General features: G+C 62.8%; 21 protein-coding genes. 15 read left to right on the top strand and 6 right to left on the bottom strand.

Annotation, left to right across the window (positions count from 1 at the left end; translation table 11 throughout):
• Nucleotides 1-21: 21 nt before the first annotated feature.
• A complete protein-coding gene (gene apaG, locus LPA34_RS17665) occupies nucleotides 22-396 on the bottom strand; it encodes a Co2+/Mg2+ efflux protein ApaG (RefSeq protein WP_228980484.1) in 375 nt (124 codons plus the stop codon).
• Between the two features lie 194 nt (nucleotides 397-590).
• Between apaG and rpe the strand changes: the two genes are divergently transcribed.
• The 8 genes from rpe (at nucleotide 591) to LPA34_RS17625 (ending at nucleotide 8,009) form a co-directional block, all read left to right on the top strand.
• Nucleotides 591-1,289 (top strand): ribulose-phosphate 3-epimerase, encoded by a 699-nt coding sequence (gene rpe, locus LPA34_RS17660; protein WP_228980482.1) that lies wholly within the window; start codon nucleotides 591-593, stop codon nucleotides 1,287-1,289.
• Nucleotides 1,290-1,332: 43 nt separating this feature from the next.
• Nucleotides 1,333-2,058, top strand: a complete 726-nt coding sequence (locus LPA34_RS17655) for a phosphoglycolate phosphatase (protein ID WP_228980480.1) — start codon at nucleotides 1,333-1,335, stop codon at nucleotides 2,056-2,058.
• 379 nt (nucleotides 2,059-2,437) lie between these two features.
• Nucleotides 2,438-3,931, top strand: coding sequence for an anthranilate synthase component I (gene trpE, locus LPA34_RS17650; protein WP_228980474.1), 1,494 nt, complete (start codon nucleotides 2,438-2,440; stop codon nucleotides 3,929-3,931).
• Nucleotides 3,932-3,944: 13 nt separating this feature from the next.
• On the top strand, nucleotides 3,945-4,541 hold the full coding sequence (locus LPA34_RS17645; protein WP_228980469.1) for an aminodeoxychorismate/anthranilate synthase component II: 597 nt from the start codon (nucleotides 3,945-3,947) through the stop codon (nucleotides 4,539-4,541).
• Nucleotides 4,542-4,558: 17 nt separating this feature from the next.
• Complete coding sequence (gene trpD, locus LPA34_RS17640) at nucleotides 4,559-5,590, top strand: anthranilate phosphoribosyltransferase (protein ID WP_228980468.1); 1,032 nt, start codon at nucleotides 4,559-4,561, stop codon at nucleotides 5,588-5,590.
• Nucleotides 5,591-5,609: 19 nt separating this feature from the next.
• Complete coding sequence (gene trpC, locus LPA34_RS17635) at nucleotides 5,610-6,395, top strand: indole-3-glycerol phosphate synthase TrpC (protein WP_228980461.1); 786 nt, start codon at nucleotides 5,610-5,612, stop codon at nucleotides 6,393-6,395.
• Between the two features lie 78 nt (nucleotides 6,396-6,473).
• Entirely contained in the window at nucleotides 6,474-7,100 is a 627-nt protein-coding gene (locus tag LPA34_RS17630) for a CYTH domain-containing protein (RefSeq protein ID WP_228980460.1), read from the top strand.
• Nucleotides 7,101-7,184: 84 nt separating this feature from the next.
• The gene (locus tag LPA34_RS17625) at nucleotides 7,185-8,009 is read left to right on the top strand and encodes a uracil-DNA glycosylase (protein WP_228980459.1); all 825 of its coding nucleotides are present in this window, start codon (nucleotides 7,185-7,187) and stop codon (nucleotides 8,007-8,009) included.
• A gap of 152 nt (nucleotides 8,010-8,161) precedes the next feature.
• On the opposite strand, the gene LPA34_RS17620 is transcribed toward LPA34_RS17625, so the two are convergent.
• The 5 genes from LPA34_RS17620 to LPA34_RS17600 all read right to left on the bottom strand — a co-directional run bounded on the left by LPA34_RS17620 (nucleotide 8,162) and on the right by LPA34_RS17600 (nucleotide 13,457).
• On the bottom strand, nucleotides 8,162-8,758 hold the full coding sequence (locus LPA34_RS17620; protein ID WP_228980458.1) for an FMN-dependent NADH-azoreductase: 597 nt from the start codon (nucleotides 8,756-8,758) through the stop codon (nucleotides 8,162-8,164).
• A gap of 180 nt (nucleotides 8,759-8,938) precedes the next feature.
• Nucleotides 8,939-10,729, bottom strand: a complete 1,791-nt coding sequence (locus LPA34_RS17615; protein ID WP_228980456.1) for a M61 family metallopeptidase — start codon at nucleotides 10,727-10,729, stop codon at nucleotides 8,939-8,941.
• Nucleotides 10,730-10,821: 92 nt separating this feature from the next.
• A complete protein-coding gene (locus tag LPA34_RS17610; protein WP_228980454.1) occupies nucleotides 10,822-11,547 on the bottom strand; it encodes a DsbC family protein in 726 nt (241 codons plus the stop codon).
• A gap of 80 nt (nucleotides 11,548-11,627) precedes the next feature.
• A complete protein-coding gene (locus LPA34_RS17605) occupies nucleotides 11,628-12,800 on the bottom strand; it encodes a UbiH/UbiF family hydroxylase (protein WP_228980452.1) in 1,173 nt (390 codons plus the stop codon).
• 204 nt (nucleotides 12,801-13,004) lie between these two features.
• Complete coding sequence (locus LPA34_RS17600; RefSeq protein ID WP_228980451.1) at nucleotides 13,005-13,457, bottom strand: DUF2501 domain-containing protein; 453 nt, start codon at nucleotides 13,455-13,457, stop codon at nucleotides 13,005-13,007.
• Nucleotides 13,458-14,152: 695 nt separating this feature from the next.
• Between LPA34_RS17600 and ychF the strand changes: the two genes are divergently transcribed.
• From ychF to ettA, 7 genes are all read left to right on the top strand, one after another.
• Nucleotides 14,153-15,247 carry a redox-regulated ATPase YchF gene (ychF, locus tag LPA34_RS17595; protein WP_228980448.1) on the top strand — a complete coding sequence of 365 codons (1,095 nt, stop codon included), beginning with the start codon at nucleotides 14,153-14,155 and terminating at the stop codon, nucleotides 15,245-15,247.
• A gap of 389 nt (nucleotides 15,248-15,636) precedes the next feature.
• Entirely contained in the window at nucleotides 15,637-16,962 is a 1,326-nt protein-coding gene (gene ugpB, locus LPA34_RS17590) for a sn-glycerol-3-phosphate ABC transporter substrate-binding protein UgpB (RefSeq protein WP_228980446.1), read from the top strand.
• 72 nt (nucleotides 16,963-17,034) lie between these two features.
• On the top strand, nucleotides 17,035-17,919 hold the full coding sequence (ugpA, locus tag LPA34_RS17585) for a sn-glycerol-3-phosphate ABC transporter permease UgpA (protein WP_228980443.1): 885 nt from the start codon (nucleotides 17,035-17,037) through the stop codon (nucleotides 17,917-17,919).
• Entirely contained in the window at nucleotides 17,916-18,761 is an 846-nt protein-coding gene (gene ugpE / locus LPA34_RS17580; RefSeq protein WP_228980437.1) for a sn-glycerol-3-phosphate ABC transporter permease UgpE, read from the top strand. The genes ugpA and ugpE overlap by 4 nt, the downstream gene beginning before the upstream one ends.
• Before the next feature lie 98 nt (nucleotides 18,762-18,859).
• Nucleotides 18,860-19,948: a sn-glycerol-3-phosphate import ATP-binding protein UgpC gene (locus LPA34_RS17575; protein ID WP_228980435.1), complete on the top strand. Its 1,089-nt coding sequence runs from the start codon at nucleotides 18,860-18,862 to the stop codon at nucleotides 19,946-19,948.
• A 73-nt stretch (nucleotides 19,949-20,021) separates the two neighbouring features.
• Entirely contained in the window at nucleotides 20,022-20,336 is a 315-nt protein-coding gene (locus LPA34_RS17570) for a DUF3761 domain-containing protein (protein WP_228980432.1), read from the top strand.
• A gap of 204 nt (nucleotides 20,337-20,540) precedes the next feature.
• Nucleotides 20,541-22,208, top strand: coding sequence for an energy-dependent translational throttle protein EttA (gene ettA, locus LPA34_RS17565; RefSeq protein ID WP_228980430.1), 1,668 nt, complete (start codon nucleotides 20,541-20,543; stop codon nucleotides 22,206-22,208).
• Nucleotides 22,209-22,358 lie beyond the last annotated feature (150 nt).

Raw genomic sequence — 22,358 nt, 5'->3', positions numbered from 1 at the left:
TTGAAAGGGCCGCTTGCCGGTTCAATGCAGCGTGCGCGGCATGCGCAGCATGAACTCGGGCACAGTCGCTTCGAAACGTTCGCCGTCTTCCGCGACGCAAAAATACTCCCCGCGCATCGTGCCGACGGGCGTTGCGATCAACGCCCAGCTCGTATATTCGAACTGCTCGCCCGGTTTGAGGAGCGGCTGGTGGCCGACCACGCCAAGGCCCTTCACTTCCTGCACATGCTCTTCGCTGTCCGTGATGACCCAGTGGCGTGCGATCAGTTGAGCCGGAACCTGCCCGCTGTTGCGGATGGTCAGCGTGTATGCGAACGCATACTTGCGGCGCTCGGGGTCCGATTCTTCGGGCAGATACGCGACCTGCACCGATACGCTGAATTCGTACTGGCTCATCCTGATTCCGGTGTGAATGCACGCTGCGGGAAGCCCATGCGCCAATGGTTTGCGGCCTGTCGGCGGGAAGCGGCTCTGGTTTCGCATTCTGCTTGATGCAGCGGACGCCCGCAACCAGCTATCCCGTCCGGACAGGGGTTTCTCGCCGTGCAAACCGGTAAGATAGCGATTTTCCGCCTGCCGCTCCCCACGCCATGACGCAATTCAGAATCGCTCCCAGCATCCTGTCCGCCGACTTCTCGCTGCTTGGCGAAGAAGTCCGCAACGTTGTCGCCGCCGGCGCCGACTGGATTCACTTCGACGTGATGGACAACCACTACGTGCCGAACCTGACCATCGGCCCGCTCGTGTGCGAGGCGATCCGCCCGCACGTGCAGGTGCCGATCGACGTGCATCTGATGGTGCGCCCGGTCGACCGTATCGTGCCGGACTTCGCGAAAGCGGGCGCCAACGTCATCAGCTTTCACCCGGAAGGCTCGGATCACATCGACCGAACACTGTCGCTGATCCGCGATCATGGCTGCAAGGCCGGCCTCGTGTTCAATCCCGCCACGTCGCTCAGCTATCTCGATCACGTGATGGACAAGCTCGATCTCGTGTTGATCATGTCAGTGAATCCGGGCTTCGGCGGCCAGTCGTTCATTCCTGAAGCGCTGAACAAGCTGCGCGAGGCGCGAGCCCGTATCGATGCATACAAGGAAAAGACCGGCCGTGAAATCCATCTCGAAGTGGACGGCGGCGTGAAGGTCGACAACATCGCGGAAATCGCAGCGGCAGGCGCGGACACGTTCGTGGCGGGCTCGGCGATCTTCGGCAAACCCGACTACAAGACCGTCATCGACCAGATGCGCGCAGCACTTGCCCAGATCAAGCATCCGTCGCACAGCAAATGAGTCATCACACGCGTCTACCACCCATACCCGGCGGCCTCCGAACATGACTGCGAAGCCCTCCTTTCCTGCACCGGTATTCAGCGGCCCCCGTATCGAGGCCGCGATTATCGACCTCGACGGCACCATGGTCGATACGGCCGACGACTTCACCGCCGGGCTGAACGGCATGCTCGCGCAGCTCGACGCGGCGGAAACGTCGCGTGAGGAAGTGGTCGAATACGTCGGCAAGGGCTCGGAACATCTGATTCGCAGCGTGCTCGCGCCGCGTTTCGAGGCCGGGCACGCGCAGGATCGCTTCGACGAGGCGCTCGCGATCTACCAGGACGAGTACTCGAAGATCAACGGCACGCACACGCGTCTCTATCCTGACGTCGAAGCGGGCCTGAAGGCGATGCGCGACGCCGGCCTCAAGCTCGCGTGCGTGACGAACAAGCCGCGCCGCTTTGCGGTGCAACTACTCACGCAATATGGGCTGACCGGCTATTTCAGCGTCGTGATCGGCGGCGACACGCTCGCGAAAAAGAAGCCCGATCCGCTGCCGATGATCACCGCGTGCGCCGAAATGCAGGTCGCGCCGCAGGCAGCGGTGGCGATCGGCGATTCGGAAAACGACGCGATGGCCGGCCGCGCCGCCGGTCTCGCTACGTTGACTGTGCCGTATGGCTACAACCATGGTCAGTCTGTACAAACAATAAAATCGGATGGTATAGTTGCTTCGCTGCTCGAGGCCGCCAAGGCCATCGCAGCGCACCAATCACCGACTTTATAAGTCCATCATCCTCATGTTTCTGAATAAAAAACGGAGTCTGAGCAGCATCGACCGGGGAGCCTGGCCCTGGCGTCGCTGGTCGCGCTAACCTCGCCTGAGGTACGCTGAAGCCCGTCTTCGGCAACCGTTTTTTACTTCGCTGCGCTTCTCGCGCGCTTCCCGAGTTTTACGCTGGTAACCGTCGCATCGCTTCATCTGGTCTTCGTGTATCCATCGCGGTACCGTTGCGTCATGTGAGCTTGCACGCGTTCCCGGGACAGCACGCACCGATCGGCGTCTCCCTGTCGAAAGACACAGAAAGCCTGGCCGGCAAGCGCAACGCCCCCGTCTTATCCGGAGCACACGCACGCTGTGCCGGACGCACGAACAGGATCGGAACATGACCGAACTCGAATTTCAGTCCCTCGCAAACGAGGGCTTCAATCGCATCCCGATGATCGCCGAGGCGCTCGCCGACCTCGAAACTCCGTTATCGCTGTATCTGAAGCTCGCGCAGTCCGAGCGCAACGGCGCCAACTCGTTCCTGCTCGAATCGGTAGTGGGCGGCGAGCGGTTCGGCCGCTACTCGTTCATCGGCCTGCCGGCACGCACGCTCGTGCGTACCCGCAACGGCGTGTCCGAGGTCGTGAAAGACGGCAAGGTCGTCGAGACGCATGAAGGCGATCCGCTCGCGTTCATCCAGCAGTTCCAGGCACGTTTCAAGGTGGCGCAACGTCCCGGCCTGCCGCGGTTTAGCGGCGGTCTGGCCGGTTATTTCGGCTATGACGCGGTGCGCTACATCGAGAAAAAGCTCGCGCACACCGCGCCGCCGGACGATCTCGGCCTGCCCGACATCCAGTTGCTGCTCACAGAAGAAGTCGCGGTGATCGACAACCTCGCCGGCAAGCTGTATCTCGTGGTCTACGCCGACCCGGCCTTGCCCGAGGCGTACACGAAAGCGAAGCAGCGCCTGCGCGAACTGCGCCAGCGTCTGCGCACGACCGTTCAGCCGCCGGTCACGTCGGCGAGCGTGCGCACCGAGATTTATCGCGAGTTCGCGAAAGACGATTACCTCGCCGCCGTGCGCAAGGCGAAGGAATATGTCGCGGCCGGCGAGCTGATGCAGGTTCAGGTCGGCCAGCGTCTGACGAAACCGTATCGCGACAATCCGCTTTCGCTGTATCGCGCACTGCGCTCGCTGAATCCGTCGCCGTATATGTATTACTACAACTTCGGTGAATTCCATGTGGTCGGCGCTTCGCCGGAAATTCTGGTGCGTCAGGAAAAGCGCGGCGAGGACCGGATCGTGACGATCCGTCCGCTTGCGGGCACGCGTCCACGTGGCAACACGCCCGAGCGCGACGCCGAACTCGCCACGGAACTGCTGAACGACCCGAAGGAAATCGCCGAGCACGTGATGCTGATCGACCTCGCGCGTAACGACGTCGGCCGCATCGCGCAGATCGGTTCGGTGGTCGTGACCGACCAGATGATCATCGAAAAGTACTCGCACGTGCAGCACATCGTGAGCTCGGTCGAGGGCAAGCTCAAGGCGGGCGTCACCAATTTCGACGTGCTGCGCGCGACGTTCCCGGCCGGCACGCTGTCGGGCGCGCCGAAGGTCCGCGCGATGGAACTGATCGACGAGCTCGAACCGGTGAAGCGCGGTCTTTACGGCGGCGCCGTCGGCTATCTGTCGTTCACCGGCGAGATGGATCTGGCGATCACGATCCGCACCGGCGTGATCCACAACGGCAATCTGTATGTGCAGGCGGCGGCGGGCATCGTCGCGGATTCGGTGCCGGAATCCGAATGGCAAGAGACCGAAAACAAGGCGCGCGCTGTGCTGCGCGCCGCCGAGCAGGTGCAGGACGGCCTCGATAGCGACTTCTGACCGGAGACAGACCATGCTGCTGATGATCGACAACTACGACTCGTTCACCTATAACCTGGTCCAGTACCTCGGCGAACTCGGCGAAGACGTACGGACCTACCGCAACGACGAAATCACCCTCGACGAAATCGCGAAGCTCAACCCCGAGCGCATCTGCCTTTCGCCCGGACCGAGCAATCCGCAACACGCCGGCATCACGCTCGACGTGCTGCGCAAGTTTTCCGGCGAGATTCCGATTCTCGGCGTGTGCCTCGGCCACCAGGCGATTGGCGAGGCATTCGGCGGGCGCGTCGTGCGCGCGCAAACCATAATGCATGGCAAGGTGAGCCAGATCGAAACCGACTGCAAAGGCGTGTTCGCCGACCTGCCGAAGCATTTCACCGTCACGCGCTACCATTCGCTCGCGATCGAACGCGAGTCGCTGCCGGATTGCCTCGAAGTGTCCGCGTGGACCGACGACGGCGAAATCATGGGCGTGCGCCACAAGACGCTCAAGGTCGAAGGCGTGCAGTTCCACCCGGAATCGATCCTGTCCGAACACGGCCATGCGCTGCTCGAAAACTTCGTGAAGCAGTCGAAGCTTGCTGGCGCATCGCAACGCAACGCCTGAAGAAGCGAGAAAAGAACATGTCCATTACTCCGCAGGAAGCGTTGCAGCGCACGATCGAGCATCGCGAAATTTTTCACGACGAAATGCTGCATCTGATGCGCCTCATCATGCGCGGCGAACTCTCGCCGGTGATGTCGGCGGCGATCATCACGGGGCTGCGCGTCAAAAAAGAGACCATCGGTGAAATCGCGGCCGCCGCTACCGTAATGCGCGAATTCGCCCGGCACGTCGAAGTAGAGGACAACTCGAACTTCGTCGATATCGTGGGCACGGGCGGCGACGGCTCGCACACGTTCAACATTTCCACCGCGACGATGTTCGTCACGGCCGGCGCTGGCGCGAAAGTCGCGAAACACGGCAACCGCGGCGTGTCGAGCAAATCGGGCAGCGCGGACGTCCTCGAAGCACTCGGCGTCAACATCGATCTGCAGCCGGAACAGGTGGCGATCTCGATCGCGGAAACCGGCATGGGCTTCATGTTCGCGCCGAACCATCATCCGGCGATGAAGAACATCGCGCCCGTGCGCCGCGAACTCGGCGTGCGGACGATCTTCAATATTCTCGGGCCCCTCACCAATCCGGCCGGTGCGCCGAACCAGCTGATGGGCGTGTTCCACCAGGATCTGGTCGGCATTCAGGTGCGCGTGATGCAACGGCTCGGCGCGAAGCACGTGCTGGTCGTGTACGGCATGGACGGCATGGATGAAGTGTCGCTCGGCGCCGCGACCACGGTCGGCGAACTGCGCGACGGCCAGATTCACGAATACGAGATTCATCCGGAAGACTTCGGCATGCAGATGGTGTCGAACCGGACGCTCAAGGTGAATGACGCCGGTGAATCGAAAACCATGCTGCTCGAAGCGCTCGACAACAAACAGGGCGTCGCGCGCGAAATCGTCGTGCTGAACGCGGGCACGGCGCTGTATTCGGCGAACGTGGTGGCATCGATCGCGGACGGCATCCAGATCGCGCGCGAAACCATCGCGAGCGGCCGCGCACGGGCAAAGGTCGACGAACTGGTCCGTTTCACGCAGCAATTCAAGAAATAACTTCAGTATCGAGATACCCATGAGCGACATTCTGGAACGCATCATCGCGGTCAAGCGCGAAGAAATCCGCGCTGCGCAAATGAGCGCGCCGCTTGAAGAATTACGGCTCGAGGCGTCGACGCGCGACCGGCGCGACTTCGTCGGCGCATTGCGCGCGAAGCACGCAGCCGGCCTCGCCGCGGTCATCGCCGAGGTGAAAAAGGCAAGCCCGTCGAAAGGCATATTGCGCGAACATTTCGTGCCCGCCGATATCGCCCGCTCGTACGAAAGCCACGGCGCGGCGTGCCTTTCCGTGCTGACGGACGTGCAGTTCTTCCAGGGCAGCGCGACTTATCTGGAAGAAGCGCGCGCCGCCTGCGCGCTGCCGGTGCTGCGCAAGGACTTCATCATCGATCCGTACCAGATCGTCGAGGCACGCGCGATGGGCGCCGACGCGATCCTGCTGATCGCCGCGGCGCTCGAAACGCCGCAGATGCAGGATCTCGAGGCGTTCGCGCATTCGCTGGGGCTCGCGGTGCTCGTCGAAGTGCACGACAGCAACGAACTGATGGAAGCGCTCACGCTCAAGACACCGTTGATCGGCATCAACAACCGCAATCTGCGCACGTTCGAAACGTCGATCGACACGACGATCGGCATGCTCGAATCGATTCCGGACGACCGTATCGTCGTGACCGAATCGGGCATTCTGTCGCGCGTCGACGTCGAGCGGTTGCGCACGATGGACGTGCATACGTTCCTCGTCGGCGAAGCGTTCATACGCGCGGAGCAGCCGGGCGCGGAACTCGCGCGGATGTTTTTCTGAGCGCGAACAGCAGGTTGAGTTCGACGCATGCGGCGGAGCAGCTTCGAGCCCGCCAGGCCGGATCGAACGGGACACAGGATGAGCATCGAGAGTGAAATCAAGCTGGCGCTGCCGGCCGGACAGGTCGACGCGGCAACCGCGTTTTTCGTCATGCGTACTGGCGAAGCCGGGCATGCCGTCACGCTCGAAAACATCTATTTCGACACGCCCGGCCTGACGCTGGCGCGCTCGAAAAGCGCGCTCCGGCTACGACGCACGCCCGATGGCTGGCTGCAGACGTTCAAGACAGCCGGCTCGGCGAAAGGCGGCCTGCATAGCCGTCACGAATGGGAAATGGCCGTCGCGGGCGATGCGCTGGAAATCGACGCATTGCTGCGCGCGTGCGAAGCACCGGACGTCACGGCAGCGTTGCGCGAGGCGGCGCCAGGCCTCATCGAACTATTTCGCACGAACTTCACGCGCACGCTGTGGCATATGCAGCACGACGGCGCCGGCATCGAAGCGGCGATCGATCTGGGCGAAGTGATTGCCGATGTGAACGGCGAAACGCGCCGCACGCCGATTTCCGAAATCGAACTCGAACTGAAGAGCGGCGATGAAGCAGCGCTTCACGCGCTGGCTCAGGCATTGTCGGCAAACATTCCGGGGCTCGCGCCGGATGACGTCAGCAAGGCACAGCGCGGTTACAGGCTGCGCGAACAGTAACCTGCGCGGCGCGGCGACCCTCGAAGCGGTGGGCAGCAAACGCCACCTTGAGCTACACGTCGTTTGCTGCGACACTTCCCCGCCATGACCTCCGCCACCCGCTCCCGCTCCTCTTCGTCGCAAGCCTCGCTTTTTGGCGAGGCATCTGCTGCGCAACCCGCGTCACCCACGCAACCGGCAAGTAACACCGCCGCCGCGCTCGAAGCCCAGTTCGACGCGTTACCCCCCGCGTGGCGCCAGCACCTGAAACCGTTCACCGGGAGCGATGCCTATGCGCCGTTGTGCGCGTTCGTCGACGCCGAGCGCGCGGCCGGCAAAACCGTCTATCCGGCCGACGTGTTCCGCGCGCTGCGCCTGACGAGCCCTGACGACGTGAAAGTCGTGATCCTCGGGCAAGACCCGTATCACGGTGAGGATCGCGGCACGCCGCAGGCGCACGGACTCGCGTTCTCGGTGCCGCCGGCGGTGCGTCCGCCGCCATCGCTGCGTAATATCTTCAAGGAAATCGCCGCGAATTTCGGCTATGAACCGCCGCGCCACGGCTGCCTCGACACGTGGGCGCGGCAGGGCGTCCTGCTGCTGAACACGGTGCTGACGGTGGAACGCGACTCGGCCGCGAGCCACGCGAAGCGCGGATGGGAAAAATGCACCGATACGTTGATCCACGAACTCGCGATGCGACACGAAGGGCTCGTCTTCATGCTGTGGGGCGCGCATGCGCAGGCGAAGCGCGCGCTGCTGGGCGGACGTTCGCACTACGTGCTCGAAGCGCCCCATCCGTCGCCACTGTCGGCGCACCGCGGCTTTCTCGGTTGCCGGCATTTCGCGCTGGCCAATGAATATCTCGAACAGCACGGCCGGACGCCGATCGACTGGCGTCTGCCCGACGAAGCCGAAACGCTGGCCTGACCGCGCACATCACGCACATCACGCCGCGATTCGCGAGTCGGAACACAACGATATAGCCGGATCAGAAACAAAAAACGCCACGAGGTCGAAAACCCGTGGCGCTTTTCGTTCCGACGAGACCGGGACATCAGCCTCGGATGGAAAATGAAGCCTTACGCTGCGGCGATCGCTTCGCGCGCGCCGGCGAGTGCCGCGTTCGCGACGTCCGGGCCCATGTTCAGGCCTTCGGCATAGATGAAGTTCACGTCGGTCATGCCGAGGAAGCCGAGGAACGTCTTCAGGTACGGTGTCTGGCTGTCGCCCGGCGTGCCGACGTACTTGCCGCCACGTGCCGAAACAACGTGCACTTTCTTGCCCGTCACGAGACCTTCCGCGCCGTTCGCGCCGTACTTGAACGTGATGCCGGCGCGTGCGATGAAGTCGAAGTACGTCTTCAGTTGCGACGACACGCCGAAGTTGTACAGCGGAGCGGCGATGACGACGATATCGGCAGCCTGCAGTTCGGCGATCAGCGCTTCGCTGCGTGCGGCGATGGCGTTCTGTTCCGGCGTGCGTTGCCCGGCCGGCGTGAAGAACGCGCCGAGGATCGTGTCGTCCAGATGGGGCAGCGGCTCAGCCTGCAGGTTACGGACGACGACTTGCGCGCCCGGGTTCGACTGTTGCAGCTTTGCGGTCAGTTCGTTGGCAAGCAGCGTCGAATTCGCGCCTTGCGAGCGGGCTGCCGAGTTGATTTGCAGAATCGTGGTCATGGGTGACTCCAGTTGGGGCGCGCAGTGTTGCGCGAGTGGAGCCATTGTGTTTTTTTACCCGCCCGGGAAAAAGTACCGCGCGAGCGAAGGATTGTTGCATGGGTAGAACAATCCGCCATCTTCAACCCGGGATTTTGTCGCTTTCAGAGGGCCGACGGCGTACCACCGGCCCCCAGCATGTCATTTCCCCAGCCAGCGCTCGCGCCAGTTCCGCGCCGCGACGCGCTTGTCGGTGACCGAAAGCGAGTAGCGCGCGACGTCCGGGGCATCGAGTTTCAACTGCATGGTGCGCAGTTCGTCGCGACGGAACGCATGCACTTCGACCTTCGCGCCCGGCTGGTAACGCGCCAGCAGCGCATCCAGATTCGAGCCGGTGACGCGCAGGCCATCGATCGCGATCAGCACGTCGCCGGCCGACAGGCCCGCCTTCTGCGCCGCGCTACCTTCGTGTACCGTGGCGAGCGTGCAGTCGGCGTTGCCCCGCACGCGCACGCCCAGCGACGGCTTGCCGTTCCTGTCCGGCTCCGGCGCGATACCCACGCCGAACGGTGCGAGCAACGGTTCGAGCGGCAGATCGCGCGTGCCGTACGCGGCCTGATCGAGCAGATGCGCGACGTCGACACCGGTCGCTTCGGCGAAAAGGGCCTCGATTTCCGTCTCCGGCACGCCAACCGGCTTGCCGCGATAGAAATCGCGGCCGAAGCGTTGCCACAGGAGGCGCATCACGTCGTCGAGCGATTTGCGGTTGCCGGTCTGCGCGCGGATCTCCAGATCGAGGCACAGCGCGACCAGCGAGCCCTTCGTGTAATAACTGACGATCGCGTTGGGCGCGTTTTCGTCCTGACGGTAGTACTTGACCCACGCATCGAACGAGCTTTCGGCGACCGACTGTTTCAGACGCCCGCTGCCGCGCTGCACGCTGCCGACCACCTTGCCGACGAGGCCGAAATATTCGTCCTGCGTGATGAGACCGGTGCGCACCAGAATCAGATCGTCGTAGTAGGACGTGAAGCCCTCGAAGAGCCACAGCAACGACGTGTAGTTCTCGCGCGTCAGATCGTATGGCGCGAACGCGGCCGGCTTGATGCGCTTCACGTTCCACGTGTGGAAATACTCGTGACTGCACAGGCCAAGGTACGTCCGGTAGCCTTCGGTCGTTTCCGGACGGCCCGTCACCGGCAGATCGGTGCGATTGCAGATCAGCGCCGTCGACGCACGATGCTCGAGGCCGCCGTAGCCGTCGCTGACCACCTGCGTCATGAACACATAGCGATCGACCGGCGCCTTCTTCGACTTCGGCTCGAAGAGCGCGATCTGCGCTTCGCAGACGCGCTTCAGGTCGGCGGCGAGGCGCTCCATATCCACGGCGACGGTGCGTCCCGCGATCACGATATCGTGCGGCACGCCATGCGCGCTAAACGTGGAGAGCGCGAATTCGCCGAGCGTGACCGGATGGTCGATCAGCTCGTCATAGTTCTGCGCGCGATACTCGCCAAAACCGTAGCGCTTCGTGCCGCGCGCTTCGGGCAACGCGGTCGCGACCCGCCACCGGCGATACGCGTCGCCCGCCGGCTTCTGGATGTCGACCACGCATGGTGCCTCTTCATGGCCGAGCGGCGACAGAAACACGCTCGTGCCATTGAAGAAACCAGTTGTGTCGTCGAGATGTGCGGCGCGCACCGACATATCCCACGCATACACCTCGTAGCGCAGCGTCAGCTCGCCATTGACGGGTGCGGCCCGCCACGTGTGCTTGCCGGTTTTCCCGACGCGCACCTTGCGTCCCGCTTCGTTGAAAGCGCGCAGCGTCACGATGTTGCGGGCGAACTCGCGGACCATGTAGCTGCCCGGAATCCACACCGGCAGCATGAAGGACTGCCCGGCCGGATCAGGATCGGCGACGGTCACGGTCACTTCGAACAGATGGGCGGCGGGTTGCTTCGGGACGATGGTGTAGCGGATCGGCTTCATCGGCGGGACATCCAGACAGTAAGCGGAGCGTTAAAACGGCAGGAGGCGCACGACGCGCCTCCTGTTCGACATGTACGACACGTGCGACGCGGTTAGTGGACGGCGGACAATTCCTTGTCGAGCCGGTCTGCCGGCACGGCGCCCGGCAGGCGGCGGCCGTCGGCGAGGAACACCGTCGGCGTACCGTTGACGTTCATCTGCTGGCCGAGCGCGAGGTTCTTGTCGATCGCGGTGGTGTCGCAGCTGGCGGCGGCCGTCGGCGCGCGGTGATCGAGCATCCACGATTCCCACGCCTTCGCGCGATCGGTCGAACACCAGATCGACTTCGATTTCACCGTCGAATCCGGCGAAAGCACCGGGTACAGGAACGTGTAGACCGTCACGTTATCGATCGACTTGAGCGTCGTTTCGAGCTGCTTGCAGTACGGACAGTTCGGATCGGAAAACACGGCGATCCTGCGTGAGCCGTTACCCTTCACGACTTTCACCGCGTTGCCGAACGGCAGGCTCGCGAAATCGATCTTGTTGGTTTCGGCCAGGCGCGCTTCGGTGACGTTCGTGCGCGTTTTCGCTTCGACGATGTCGCCAAGCACGAGGTAATCGCCATTGACATCGCTGTAGAGGATCTGCGTGCCGAGATTCACTTCGTAGAGGCCGGCGATCGGCGACTTCGAAACGCTCTTGATCGTGGCGTCGCCAAGGCGCGACTGCAGCGTGGCCTTCAGCTTGTCGGTGGTCTGGTCGGCCTGCGCGGAGCAGCCGAGTGCGGCGGCGGCGACGGCCAGTGCCAGCGTCGCGATGCGGATACGTTTTTGCATGTTCAATCCCTGGGCGATTTGCACGCGTGCGTGGCGTGCCTTTCATATGTTGGTGCGGACCGTGTGAAACGAAGGTGCCCTTACCCGAGCGCCGCGGAAACAAGCCAGCGTTTAAGCAGCGGCTGCGCGCCGACGAACGCCATGCCGGTATTGCGGACGGCCCGGGCCACGGTGCCCGGCACGGAAAACAGCTTCTGCAGGCCATCGGTGGCGATCATCAACGCACGGATGTCCTCACGACGTGCGCGCTCGTAGCGACGCAGCAGCACCGTGTCGCCGGGATCGCGGAACGCTTCCTTCTTCGCGATCGTATCGGCGAGCGCGCAGACATCGCGCAGCCCGAGATTCATGCCCTGGCCGGCAAGCGGATGGATCAGATGCGCGGCGTCGCCGACCAGCGCGACACGCGGTGCGATCAGCCGGTCGACCGTTTGCAGCGCGAGCGGAAAACCCTGCGCCGGCGTCACGCACTCCAGCGGGCCGAGCAGGCTTTGCGTCACGCGTTCCACTTCCGCCGCGAGCTGCGCGGGCGCGAGTTCCAGCAGTTCGCGCGCATGCTCCGTCCGCGCCGACCAGACGAGCGACACGTGACCGTCCGGCAACGGCAGCAACGCGATGATCTCGCCTTCCCTGAACCATTGATATGCGGTGTCGCCGTGCGGCCGGCCGGCCTTGAAATTCGCGACGACGCCCGTCTGTCTGTAATCGCGGCGATCGACCTTCGAGCCGATCTGCGCGCGCACCCACGAGTGCGCGCCATCCGCGCCGACGACGAGATCCGCTTCCAGCACACGACCGTTCGCAAGCCCGATTGACGCAGCATCGGGTTTCACGTCGAGCGCCTGGGCGCGCGAATCGATCCACGTCAGATTGGGCTGGAACCGCAGCGCGGCGTCGAGCGCGCGTTCGATCAGCGACGATTCGGCGATCCACGCCAGTTGCGACACGGAGGCCTGGAACGCGGAAAAATGGAGTTCGGCAGCCGCATCGCCGAAAACGCGCATGTCGTAGACCGGCGCAAGGCGCGCGACGTCGAGCGCCTGCCAGACGCGCAGACGTTCAAGCAGGGTTTGCGAACTCGCGGAAAGCGCATAGACACGCGCGTCGAACGCGGCACCGGCGGGGAGCGACGCGCATGTCTGCGCGAGCAGTGCGACGCGTCTGCCGCCTTGCGTCAGCGCGAGCGCGGCGGTCTTGCCGACAAGCCCGCCGCCGATCACGGCAACGTCGAAGGTCTGATGGTGAACAGTCATCCGTTCATTATAGCTGCGCGTGTTCCCGGGGACTGACGCGGCGAGCGCGGCGTTTGCCCTCGCTCCAGGGCGCGTGCCGCCTGGCGGCGGTCGCACAGGCAACGGCAAGAACGCTACGTCAACGCGCCTGCATCGAAAACGCCACGCAAACTACGACATGAAAGCGCTTCTTGCGACCGGTCATGCATCATGTGTATTTCATGCTCACAGCATCGATTTGCCCTGGGCAAGAATCTTGTCGCACACCTGCTTCGTAATCTGCTGTTGCAAGCCGCCACCGCTCAGGTCTAGCTGCTTGCCATCACCGCTATTCAGGATGCCCTTTGAGCCGTCGGTGTAGCCGCTGTCAGACGAAGACGAACCGCCGGGCAACTTGCTCATCAGGGAGTCCTTGACCGACGACGCGCTGCCGCCCAGATAGTTGTTTTTGACACAAAATTCGAGAACTCCCGCTACGTTGCCGGTACTGCTGGATGTCAGCGATTGCAACGAGAGTCCGTTACTCAACCCGCTCAGGTTGCCAGGTCCACCGGTCGACCCGCTGCTGTTTCCAGCCTGATTGAGAAGACCGCTCAATTGCGCGTGGGCCGTGGAAATGGACAGCAAACCAGCGATCAGGAACCCCTTCACTACGGTGCGATGCCTCTGTCTGCTCATAACATCCTCTTTTTTGCGAAACTGAACCAGTTTTCAATATAGTGCCTTTCACGGACACCACGATTGCACGAAGCGAGCGGAGATAAAAAAACCCGCATGGCGCGGGTTTACTCGACAGCAGGGGTCAGTGGCAGTCCTTTTCCCAATGGTGATGGATCTTCACCTTGTGACACCGCGGGTGGTGGTGGTCATCTTGCGCACAGGCCGGCAAGGTTGCGCCAACTGTTACGACCGTAGCACGCAGCGCACGAACGGGCTTCTTCATATTAGCCTCCCTGATGCTCGACGAGCTCGACGACAAATCTCAATATTAATATTACACGGCGGTCCGCGCGCAATGATGAAAATTTGACGTCGCGCGGGAATTGGTGACCTTGCTGCCTGACCGCCGTGTTTCACGACCATACCCGCCACGAATGAATCTATCGACAACCGCGGGGTTGTATCTGGATCGTTGACGAAGCTTGATCACGGGTTCCTGTCTTGCCCGGACCCTTACGAATCAGGGCGTCCGAAAGAGTTACAATTGCCACTTCCGTGTACAAAACCAGTACAAAATCGTTGAGCCAACAACGCCACGATTCGTGCTGTTTGTCGCTTCCCCGAATTCACTTTCCGGCTGTCGCGCTCCGGCCATCGCCAGACACCGCGCAACCCGCTGCACAGCCGTAACAAACTGATTCAAAAGGTTTTCCATGAGCCTCAAATGCGGCATCGTTGGCCTGCCCAACGTCGGCAAGTCCACCCTGTTCAACGCGCTGACCAAGGCGGGCATCGCCGCCGAAAACTATCCGTTCTGCACGATCGAGCCGAACGTCGGCATCGTCGAAGTGCCCGACGCACGTCTCCAGGCGCTGGCTGACATCGTCAAGCCGGAGCGTATCCTGCCGGCGGTGGTGGAATTCGTCGACATCGCGGGTCTCGTCGCCGGTGCGAGCAAGGGCGAAGGGCTCGGCAACCAGTTCCTCGCGAACATCCGCGAGACCGATGCGATCACGCACGTCGTGCGCTGCTTCGAAGACGAGAACGTGATTCACGTCGCGGGCAAGGTCGATCCGCTGTCGGACATCGAAGTCATCAACACCGAACTCGCGCTCGCCGATCTCGCGACTGTCGAGAAATCGCTGACGCGTTATTCGAAGGCCGCGAAGTCCGGTAACGACAAGGAAGCGGCGAAACTCGCCGCGGTGCTCGAACGGGTCCGCGCGCAGCTCGATCAGGCGAAACCGGTGCGTGCGCTGGATCTGTCGGAAGAAGAAAACGCGCTGCTCAAGCCGTTCTGCCTGATCACCGCCAAACCGACGATGTACGTGGCGAACGTGAAAGACGACGGTTTCGCGAACAACCCGTACCTCGACGCGGTGAAGAAGTTCGCCGATGCCGAAGGTGCGCCGGTCGTCGCCGTGTGCGCGGCGATCGAAGCGGAAATCGCGGATCTCGACGACGAAGACAAAGGCGTGTTCCTCGCCGACATGGGCATGGAAGAGCCGGGCCTGAACCGCGTGATCCGCGCCGCCTTCAAGCTGCTCGGCTTGCAGACGTACTTCACGGCGGGCGTGAAGGAAGTCCGCGCATGGACGATCCATATCGGCGACACCGCGCCGCAGGCGGCCGGCGTGATCCACACCGATTTCGAGCGCGGCTTCATTCGTGCGCAGACCATCGGCTTCAACGACTTCGTGACCTGCAAGGGTGAACAGGGTGCGAAGGAAGCGGGCAAGATGCGCGCGGAAGGCAAGGAATACGTCGTGCACGACGGCGACGTCATGAACTTCCTGTTCAACGTCTGACGGCTGCGCGGCGAGTTCGCCGCATTCACTGCAAACCCCGCATGTCCCTGTGACAGCGGGGTTTTTTCATGCCGTAGCGAACGGGACATCGATACTCCTGACCGGTAACCGACAAGGTCATCGGCAAAATAAAACCCGGCAGCAGGCGGCCCAGACCACCGTGTTCACCCGCGTCAGAGCGTGGCTGATACAGTCCGCCCGAATGTCAAAATCCGTTGCGTCAGCAACGTCCTTTTCTGCCGGGGCGCTTCAGTTTCGCGGTTGCTGGTGTTAAATTCCCCGTTCCGGCGACCTTACGCGCTGAAGGAATACCACCGCGTGACTGTCATCGAACACAACTAGAATCGCGCAACCCCAATTTGCGCATGATCCGGTCAAGGAGACAATCGATGAGTTGCAAGCCCCTGTTCCGTTCACTTTCCGTTGCCGCGGTACTGGCGTTCGGCATCAGCACCACGGCCCATGCCGCGACCGAGATCCAGTTCTGGCACGCGATGGAAGCCGCGCTGGGCGAACGCCTGAACGACATTGCGAACGACTTCAACGCATCGCAGAGCGACTACAAGATCGTGCCGGTGTTCAAGGGCACCTACGACCAGACGCTTGCAGCGGGCATCGCGGCCTACCGCAGCGGCAACGCGCCCGCGATCCTGCAGGTCTACGAAGTGGGCACGGCCACCATGATGCAGGCAAAGAAAGCCGTGATCCCGGTCTCGGACGTGTTCAAACAGGCAGGCGTGCCGCTCGACGAAAAGGCATTCGTGCCCACCATCGCCAGCTACTACAGCGACTCGAAGACCGGCCAGCTCGTTTCGATGCCGTTCAACAGTTCGACGCCGGTGCTGTACTACAACAAGGACGCCTTCAAGAAAGCCGGCCTCGATCCGGACAAGCCGCCGAAGACCTGGGATGAACTGCGACAGGATGCGCAGAAGCTGAAGGCATCGGGCATGTCGTGCGGTTATTCGTCAGGCTGGCAGAGCTGGATCCAGCTCGAAAACTACAGTGCGTGGCATGGCGCACCGTTCGCATCGAAGAACAACGGCTTCGACGGCACCGATGCCCAGCTCGAATTCAACAAGCCGCTGCAGATCGCGCACATCCAGTTCCTGCAGAACATGGCGAAGGAAGGCACGTTCACCTATGTCGGCCGCAAGGACGAACCGGTGTCGAAGTTCTATAGCGGCGACTGCGGAATCATCACGAACTCGTCGGGGTCGCTTGCCACGATCAAGAAGTTCGCGAAGTTCAACTTCGGCACCGGCATGATGCCGTACGACGCGAGCGTGAAAGGCGCGCCGCAGAACGCGATCATCGGCGGCGCGAGCCTATGGGTGCTGGCGGGCAAGGATCCGGCCGTCTACAAGGGCGTGGCGAAATTCCTCGCCTATCTGACTTCGCCGCAGGTCGCGGCCAAATGGCATCAGGACACGGGTTACCTGCCGGTCACCACCGCGGCCTATCAGCTGACGCAGCAACAGGGCTTCTACGAGAAGAACCCGGGCAGCGATACCGCGATCAGGCAGATGCTCAACAAGCCGCCCCTGCCGTTCACCAAGGGGCTGCGTCTTGGCAACATGCCGCAGATCCGCACGGTCGTCGACGAGGAACTCGAGCAGGTCTGGACGCAGAAGAAGTCGCCGAAAGAGGCGCTCGACTCCGCCGTGTCGCGCGGCGACGAGCTGCTGCGCCGCTTCGAGAAGGCCGGCAGCTAGGCCGCCGGCCGGTTCCTGCGGGCGCTTGTTAAAAGACGAAGCGCCCGCGTGCATCACCTACGGGAAACATCGATGGAAAAGCGATCCCGCTTTGGTGCAGGCGTGTTGCCGTATCTGCTGGTTGCGCCGCAACTCGCCATCACGCTGCTGTTTTTTCTGTGGCCCGCCGGCGAGGCGTTGTGGCAGTCCACGCAAAGTCAGGACGCGTTCGGCACGTCGAGCGAGTTCGTCGGCCTCGCCAATTTCAAACAGCTGTTCGCCGATCCGCTCTATCTGTCGTCGGTCAATACGACGCTGATTTTCTGTTCGCTCGTCACGCTCGGCGGTCTCGCGATTTCGCTCGTGCTCGCTGCCTGCGCCGACCGCGTGACGCGCGGGGCAAAGACCTATCAGACGCTGCTGATCTGGCCGTACGCGGTTGCGCCCGCGCTCGCCGGCGTGCTGTGGTCGTTCCTCTTCAATCCGAGCATCGGGCTCGTGACCTACGCGCTCGCGAAGGGCGGCATCGTGTGGAATCACGCGCTCAACCCCGGGCAGGCGATGTTCCTCGTCGTGCTCGCTTCGGTCTGGAAGCAGGTCAGCTACAACTTCCTGTTCTTCTATGCCGGCCTGCAGGCGATTCCGCGTTCGCTGATCGAAGCGGCCGCGATCGACGGCGCGGGCCCCGTGCGCCGCTTCTTCGGCATCGCGCTGCCGCTGCTGTCGCCGGTGAGTTTCTTTCTGCTCGTCGTCAATATCGTCTACGCGTTCTTCGATACGTTGCCGGTGATCGACGCGGCCACTGGCGGCGGCCCCGCGCAATCGACCCGCACGCTGATCTACAAGATCTTCGCCGAAGGCTTTCAGGGCCTCGATATCGGCAGTTCCGGCGCGCAGTCGGTGGTGCTGATGGTGATCGTCGTCGCACTGACTGTCGTGCAGTTCCGTTTCATCGAGCGGAGGGTCCAGTACTCATGATCGAGAATCGACGCGGGTTCGACCTCTTTTGCCACGCGGTGCTGATCGTCGGCGTCGTGCTGGTCGTGTTTCCGGTGTACATCGCGTTCTGCGCCGCGACGATGAGCGAGCATGAAGTGTTCAGCGTGCCGCTTTCGCTCGTGCCCAGCACGCATCTGTTCGAGAACATCGCGAACGTCTGGACGCACGGCAGCGGCAACGCGGCGAGTCCGTTCGGACGGATGCTGATGAACAGCCTCGTGATGGCGCTCGTCATTTCGATCGGCAAGATCGCCGTATCGATGATCTCCGCGTATGCGATCGTGTTCTTCCGCTTCCCGCTCAGGAATGTCGCGTTCTGGCTGATCTTCATCACGTTGATGCTGCCGGTCGAAGTACGCATCTTTCCGACCGTGCAGGTGGTGTCGTCGATGCATCTGAGCAACACCTACGCCGGCTTGACGCTGCCGCTGATCGCCTCGGCCACCGCGACTTTCCTGTTCCGGCAATTTTTCCTGACGCTGCCGGACGAACTGATGGAAGCGGCACGCATCGACGGCGCCGGGCCGCTGCGCTTTTTCTGGGACGTGGTGCTGCCGCTGTCGAAGACGAACATGGCCGCGCTGTTCGTGATCACGTTCATCTACGGCTGGAACCAGTATCTGTGGCCGATCCTGATCACGAGCCAGCAATCGCTGACCACGGCGGTGGTCGGCATCAAGAGCATGATCGCGTCCGGCGATACGGCGACCGAGTGGCATCTGGTGATGACCGCGACGCTGCTCGCGATGCTGCCGCCGCTCGCCGTCGTGCTGACGATGCAGCGCTGGTTCGTGCGCGGCCTCGTGGATGCCGAAAAATAAACCGGTCGGGACAGGTTTCGGATCGAACACCACATAACGCAATTTAACGCGACGGCGCGTGACGTAATGCCCGCGAATGCACGGAAAGGCAAAAACGAATGGCTGCACTGACCCTGAAGGGCGTGAAAAAGACGTACGACGGCAAACAGTTCGTGCTGCATGGCATCGACGTCGATGTCGCCGATGGCGAGTTCGTCGTGATGGTCGGACCGTCCGGCTGCGGCAAGTCGACCTTGCTGCGCATGGTGGCCGGGCTCGAAGGCATTTCCGAAGGCTCGATCTCGATCGCGGACAAGGTCGTCAACACGCTGGAACCGAAGGACCGCAACATCGCGATGGTGTTCCAGAACTACGCGCTCTATCCGCATATGAGCGTCGCGCAGAACATGGGCTACGCGCTGAAGATCGCCGGCGAGGATCGCGCGACGATCGACCGGCGCGTCGATGCCGCCGCGAAGATTCTCGAGCTCGAATCGTTGCTCGCCCGCAAGCCGCGTGAACTGTCCGGCGGGCAGCGACAGCGCGTCGCGATGGGCCGCGCGATCGTGCGCGAGCCCGCCGTGTTCCTGTTCGACGAACCTCTGTCGAATCTCGATGCCCGGCTGCGTGTGCAGATGCGTCTGGAAATCCAGCGCCTGCATGCGCGTCTCGCAACCACGAGCCTGTACGTCACGCACGACCAGATCGAAGCGATGACGCTCGCGCAGCGGGTGATCGTGATGAACCAGGGCCACGCGGAGCAGATCGGCGCGCCAACCGAAGTCTACGAGCGGCCCGCGACGGTGTTCGTCGCGAGTTTCATCGGCTCGCCGGGGATGAATCTGCTGGAAGGCCGCGTGTCCGGTGATGGCGCGTTCTTCGAAGTCGCGGGCAACGGGCCGAGGCTCCCGCTCGCGGGCGTGCCGTGTATCGGCCGCGAGGTGGCGGCCGGACGCGAGTGGACGCTGGGCATCCGGCCTGAGCACATGACGCCGGGGCTGGCGGACGCCGTACCCGCGACGCTCACCGTCGATTCCTGCGAGTTGCTGGGCGCCGACAATCTTGCGCACGGCCGATGGGGCAGCCACGACGTCGCGGCAAGACTGCCGCATGCGCATCGCCCGGCGCGCGGCGAAGCGCTGCAGGTGGTGTTGCCCGCCCCGCATCTGCATTTCTTCGATCCGTCGACGGGCAGGCGCGCTAACTGACGGCACTGGTTCATAACGGTGCTGTGTTGTGTAGCGGCGCGATGCATCGAAAAAATAACAAACGGTTCTGACCATGACCCTCGGCATCGCTCTGCCCCGCCCGCGGCGTAAAACAGCATTCATCGCCGCCCTCGCCGCGAGCCTGCTGCTCGCGCTCACGCCCGCATGGGCTTACGTGGCGCCCGCCTCCACGCCTGACGAGGCCGGTCTCAGCAACCACAATACGTACCGGAACCGCGACGGCGAGACTGTCCACGCGCCGGCCCGCTCGCTGTCGGGCAAGATTCCCGAAGGCGCCACCGCGCGCTGCCGCGACGGCTCCTGGAGCTTCAGCCGCCATCACAGCGGAACGTGTTCGCGTCATGGCGGCGTCGCTGAGTGGCTATAGTCCGTCAGCAAGAACATCGCGTCACCCTGGCCAGACGGCATAACCACTGCGGGCAACGGTACTTTCGCCCTGGACGGCGAAGTACAATGCCAGTTCTCCCTGTGCGCCGGTTGCCGGCGCCGTCCGGGAAATGCATACCCATTCACCCACGCCCGGCCGCCCTTTTCAGTGCGGCCTGCGGCGTCAACGCCTGATTTCAAGCAAATGGCCCAATACGTCTTCACCATGAACCGGGTCGGCAAGATCGTGCCGCCCAAGCGTCAAATCCTGAAAGACATCTCGCTGTCGTTCTTCCCCGGCGCGAAAATTGGTCTGCTCGGCCTGAACGGCTCGGGCAAATCGACGTTGATCCGCATCATGGCGGGCGTCGACAAGGACATCGAGGGCGAAGCCACGCCGATGCCGAATCTGAACATCGGCTATCTGCCGCAGGAGCCGCAACTCGACCCGCTGAAAACCGTGCGCGAAGCGGTCGAGGAAGGCCTCGGCGATGTCTTCAGTGCACAGAAGAAGCTCGACGAAATCTACGCCGCGTACGCCGAGCCGGACGCCGATTTCGACGCGCTCGCCGCCGAACAGGCGAAGTACGAAGCCATTCTCGCCACCGCCGACGGCGGCAGCCCCGAGCAGCAGATCGAGATCGCCGCCGACGCGCTGCGCCTGCCGGCGTGGGACGCGAAAATCGAACACCTGTCGGGCGGCGAAAAGCGGCGCGTCGCGCTGTGCAAGCTGCTGCTCGAAAAGCCCGACATGCTGCTGCTCGACGAACCGACCAACCACCTGGACGCGGAATCGGTCGACTGGCTCGAACAGTTCCTCACGCGCTTCCCGGGCACAGTGGTTGCTGTAACCCACGACAGATACTTCCTGGATAACGCCGCCGAGTGGATTCTCGAACTCGACCGCGGTCATGGCATTCCGTGGAAGGGCAACTACAGCAGCTGGCTCGACCAGAAGGAAGAGCGGCTGAAGCAGGAAGAAGCAACGGAATCGGCACGCCAGAAAGCGATCAAGAAGGAACTGGAGTGGGTGCGCCAGAACCCGAAGGGACGCCAGGCGAAATCGAAGGCACGTATTGCGCGATTCGAGGAACTGAGCAGCCAGGATTACCAGAAGCGCAACGAAACATCGGAAATTTTCATCCCCGTTGGCGACCGTCTCGGCAACGAGGTGATCGAGTTCAGGAACGTGTCGAAGGCATATGGCGACCGTCTGCTGATCGACGACCTGAGCTTCAAGATTCCGGCGGGCGCGATCGTCGGCATCATCGGGCCGAACGGCGCCGGCAAGTCGACGCTGTTCCGCATGCTGACCGGCAAGGAGCAGCCGGATTCGGGCGAGATCGTGCAGGGCCCGACCGTGAAGCTCGCGTATGTGGATCAGAGCCGCGATGCGCTGGATGGCTCGAAGACCGTCTTCGAAGAGATTTCGGGCGGTGCGGATGTGCTGACCGTCGGCAAGTATGAAACGCCGTCGCGGGCGTACATCGGCCGTTTCAACTTCAAGGGCGGCGATCAGCAAAAGAACGTCGGCAATCTGTCGGGCGGCGAACGCGGCCGGCTGCATCTGGCGAAAACGCTGATCGCGGGCGGCAATGTGCTGCTGCTCGACGAACCGTCGAACGACCTCGACGTCGAAACACTGCGCGCGCTCGAAGACGCTTTGCTGGAGTTCGCGGGCTCGGTGGTGGTGATCTCGCACGATCGCTGGTTCCTCGACCGTATCGCGACGCACATTCTGGCGTTCGAAGGAGACTCGCAGGTGACGTTCTTCAACGGCAACTATCAGGAATACGAGGCAGACAAGCGTAACCGTCTCGGCGAGGAAGCAGCACGGCCGAAGCGCCTGCGCTACAAGCCGATCACGCGCTAGGTCTCGCGCCTTCGGCGCAGCGGGTCGGCCTCTGTCGAGGCTGATCCGCGCGCCCGGTGGGACGGGTTGATGCAGGTGTTGGCGGGGCAGGGTCTGCACGGTTGACTTCACCCGCCGACTGGCCATCGATCTGCACGATAAAGCTAACGG

Source organism: Paraburkholderia gardini, from assembly GCF_907164575.1.
GTDB classification, from domain to species: domain Bacteria; phylum Pseudomonadota; class Gammaproteobacteria; order Burkholderiales; family Burkholderiaceae; genus Paraburkholderia; species Paraburkholderia gardini.
Note: the sequence above shows the minus strand (reverse complement) of the source record. Positions and strands in the feature narration are given on the sequence as shown.

Coding starts and splice junctions, on each gene's coding strand:
- apaG (WP_228980484.1), bottom strand. CDS start 396: ATGAGCCAGTACGAATTCAGCGTATCGGTGCAGGTCGCGTATCTGCCC.
- rpe (WP_228980482.1), top strand. CDS start 591: ATGACGCAATTCAGAATCGCTCCCAGCATCCTGTCCGCCGACTTCTCG.
- LPA34_RS17655 (WP_228980480.1), top strand. CDS start 1,333: ATGACTGCGAAGCCCTCCTTTCCTGCACCGGTATTCAGCGGCCCCCGT.
- trpE (WP_228980474.1), top strand. CDS start 2,438: ATGACCGAACTCGAATTTCAGTCCCTCGCAAACGAGGGCTTCAATCGC.
- LPA34_RS17645 (WP_228980469.1), top strand. CDS start 3,945: ATGCTGCTGATGATCGACAACTACGACTCGTTCACCTATAACCTGGTC.
- trpD (WP_228980468.1), top strand. CDS start 4,559: ATGTCCATTACTCCGCAGGAAGCGTTGCAGCGCACGATCGAGCATCGC.
- trpC (WP_228980461.1), top strand. CDS start 5,610: ATGAGCGACATTCTGGAACGCATCATCGCGGTCAAGCGCGAAGAAATC.
- LPA34_RS17630 (WP_228980460.1), top strand. CDS start 6,474: ATGAGCATCGAGAGTGAAATCAAGCTGGCGCTGCCGGCCGGACAGGTC.
- LPA34_RS17625 (WP_228980459.1), top strand. CDS start 7,185: ATGACCTCCGCCACCCGCTCCCGCTCCTCTTCGTCGCAAGCCTCGCTT.
- LPA34_RS17620 (WP_228980458.1), bottom strand. CDS start 8,758: ATGACCACGATTCTGCAAATCAACTCGGCAGCCCGCTCGCAAGGCGCG.
- LPA34_RS17615 (WP_228980456.1), bottom strand. CDS start 10,729: ATGAAGCCGATCCGCTACACCATCGTCCCGAAGCAACCCGCCGCCCAT.
- LPA34_RS17610 (WP_228980454.1), bottom strand. CDS start 11,547: ATGCAAAAACGTATCCGCATCGCGACGCTGGCACTGGCCGTCGCCGCC.
- LPA34_RS17605 (WP_228980452.1), bottom strand. CDS start 12,800: ATGACTGTTCACCATCAGACCTTCGACGTTGCCGTGATCGGCGGCGGG.
- LPA34_RS17600 (WP_228980451.1), bottom strand. CDS start 13,457: ATGAGCAGACAGAGGCATCGCACCGTAGTGAAGGGGTTCCTGATCGCT.
- ychF (WP_228980448.1), top strand. CDS start 14,153: ATGAGCCTCAAATGCGGCATCGTTGGCCTGCCCAACGTCGGCAAGTCC.
- ugpB (WP_228980446.1), top strand. CDS start 15,637: ATGAGTTGCAAGCCCCTGTTCCGTTCACTTTCCGTTGCCGCGGTACTG.
- ugpA (WP_228980443.1), top strand. CDS start 17,035: ATGGAAAAGCGATCCCGCTTTGGTGCAGGCGTGTTGCCGTATCTGCTG.
- ugpE (WP_228980437.1), top strand. CDS start 17,916: ATGATCGAGAATCGACGCGGGTTCGACCTCTTTTGCCACGCGGTGCTG.
- LPA34_RS17575 (WP_228980435.1), top strand. CDS start 18,860: ATGGCTGCACTGACCCTGAAGGGCGTGAAAAAGACGTACGACGGCAAA.
- LPA34_RS17570 (WP_228980432.1), top strand. CDS start 20,022: ATGACCCTCGGCATCGCTCTGCCCCGCCCGCGGCGTAAAACAGCATTC.
- ettA (WP_228980430.1), top strand. CDS start 20,541: ATGGCCCAATACGTCTTCACCATGAACCGGGTCGGCAAGATCGTGCCG.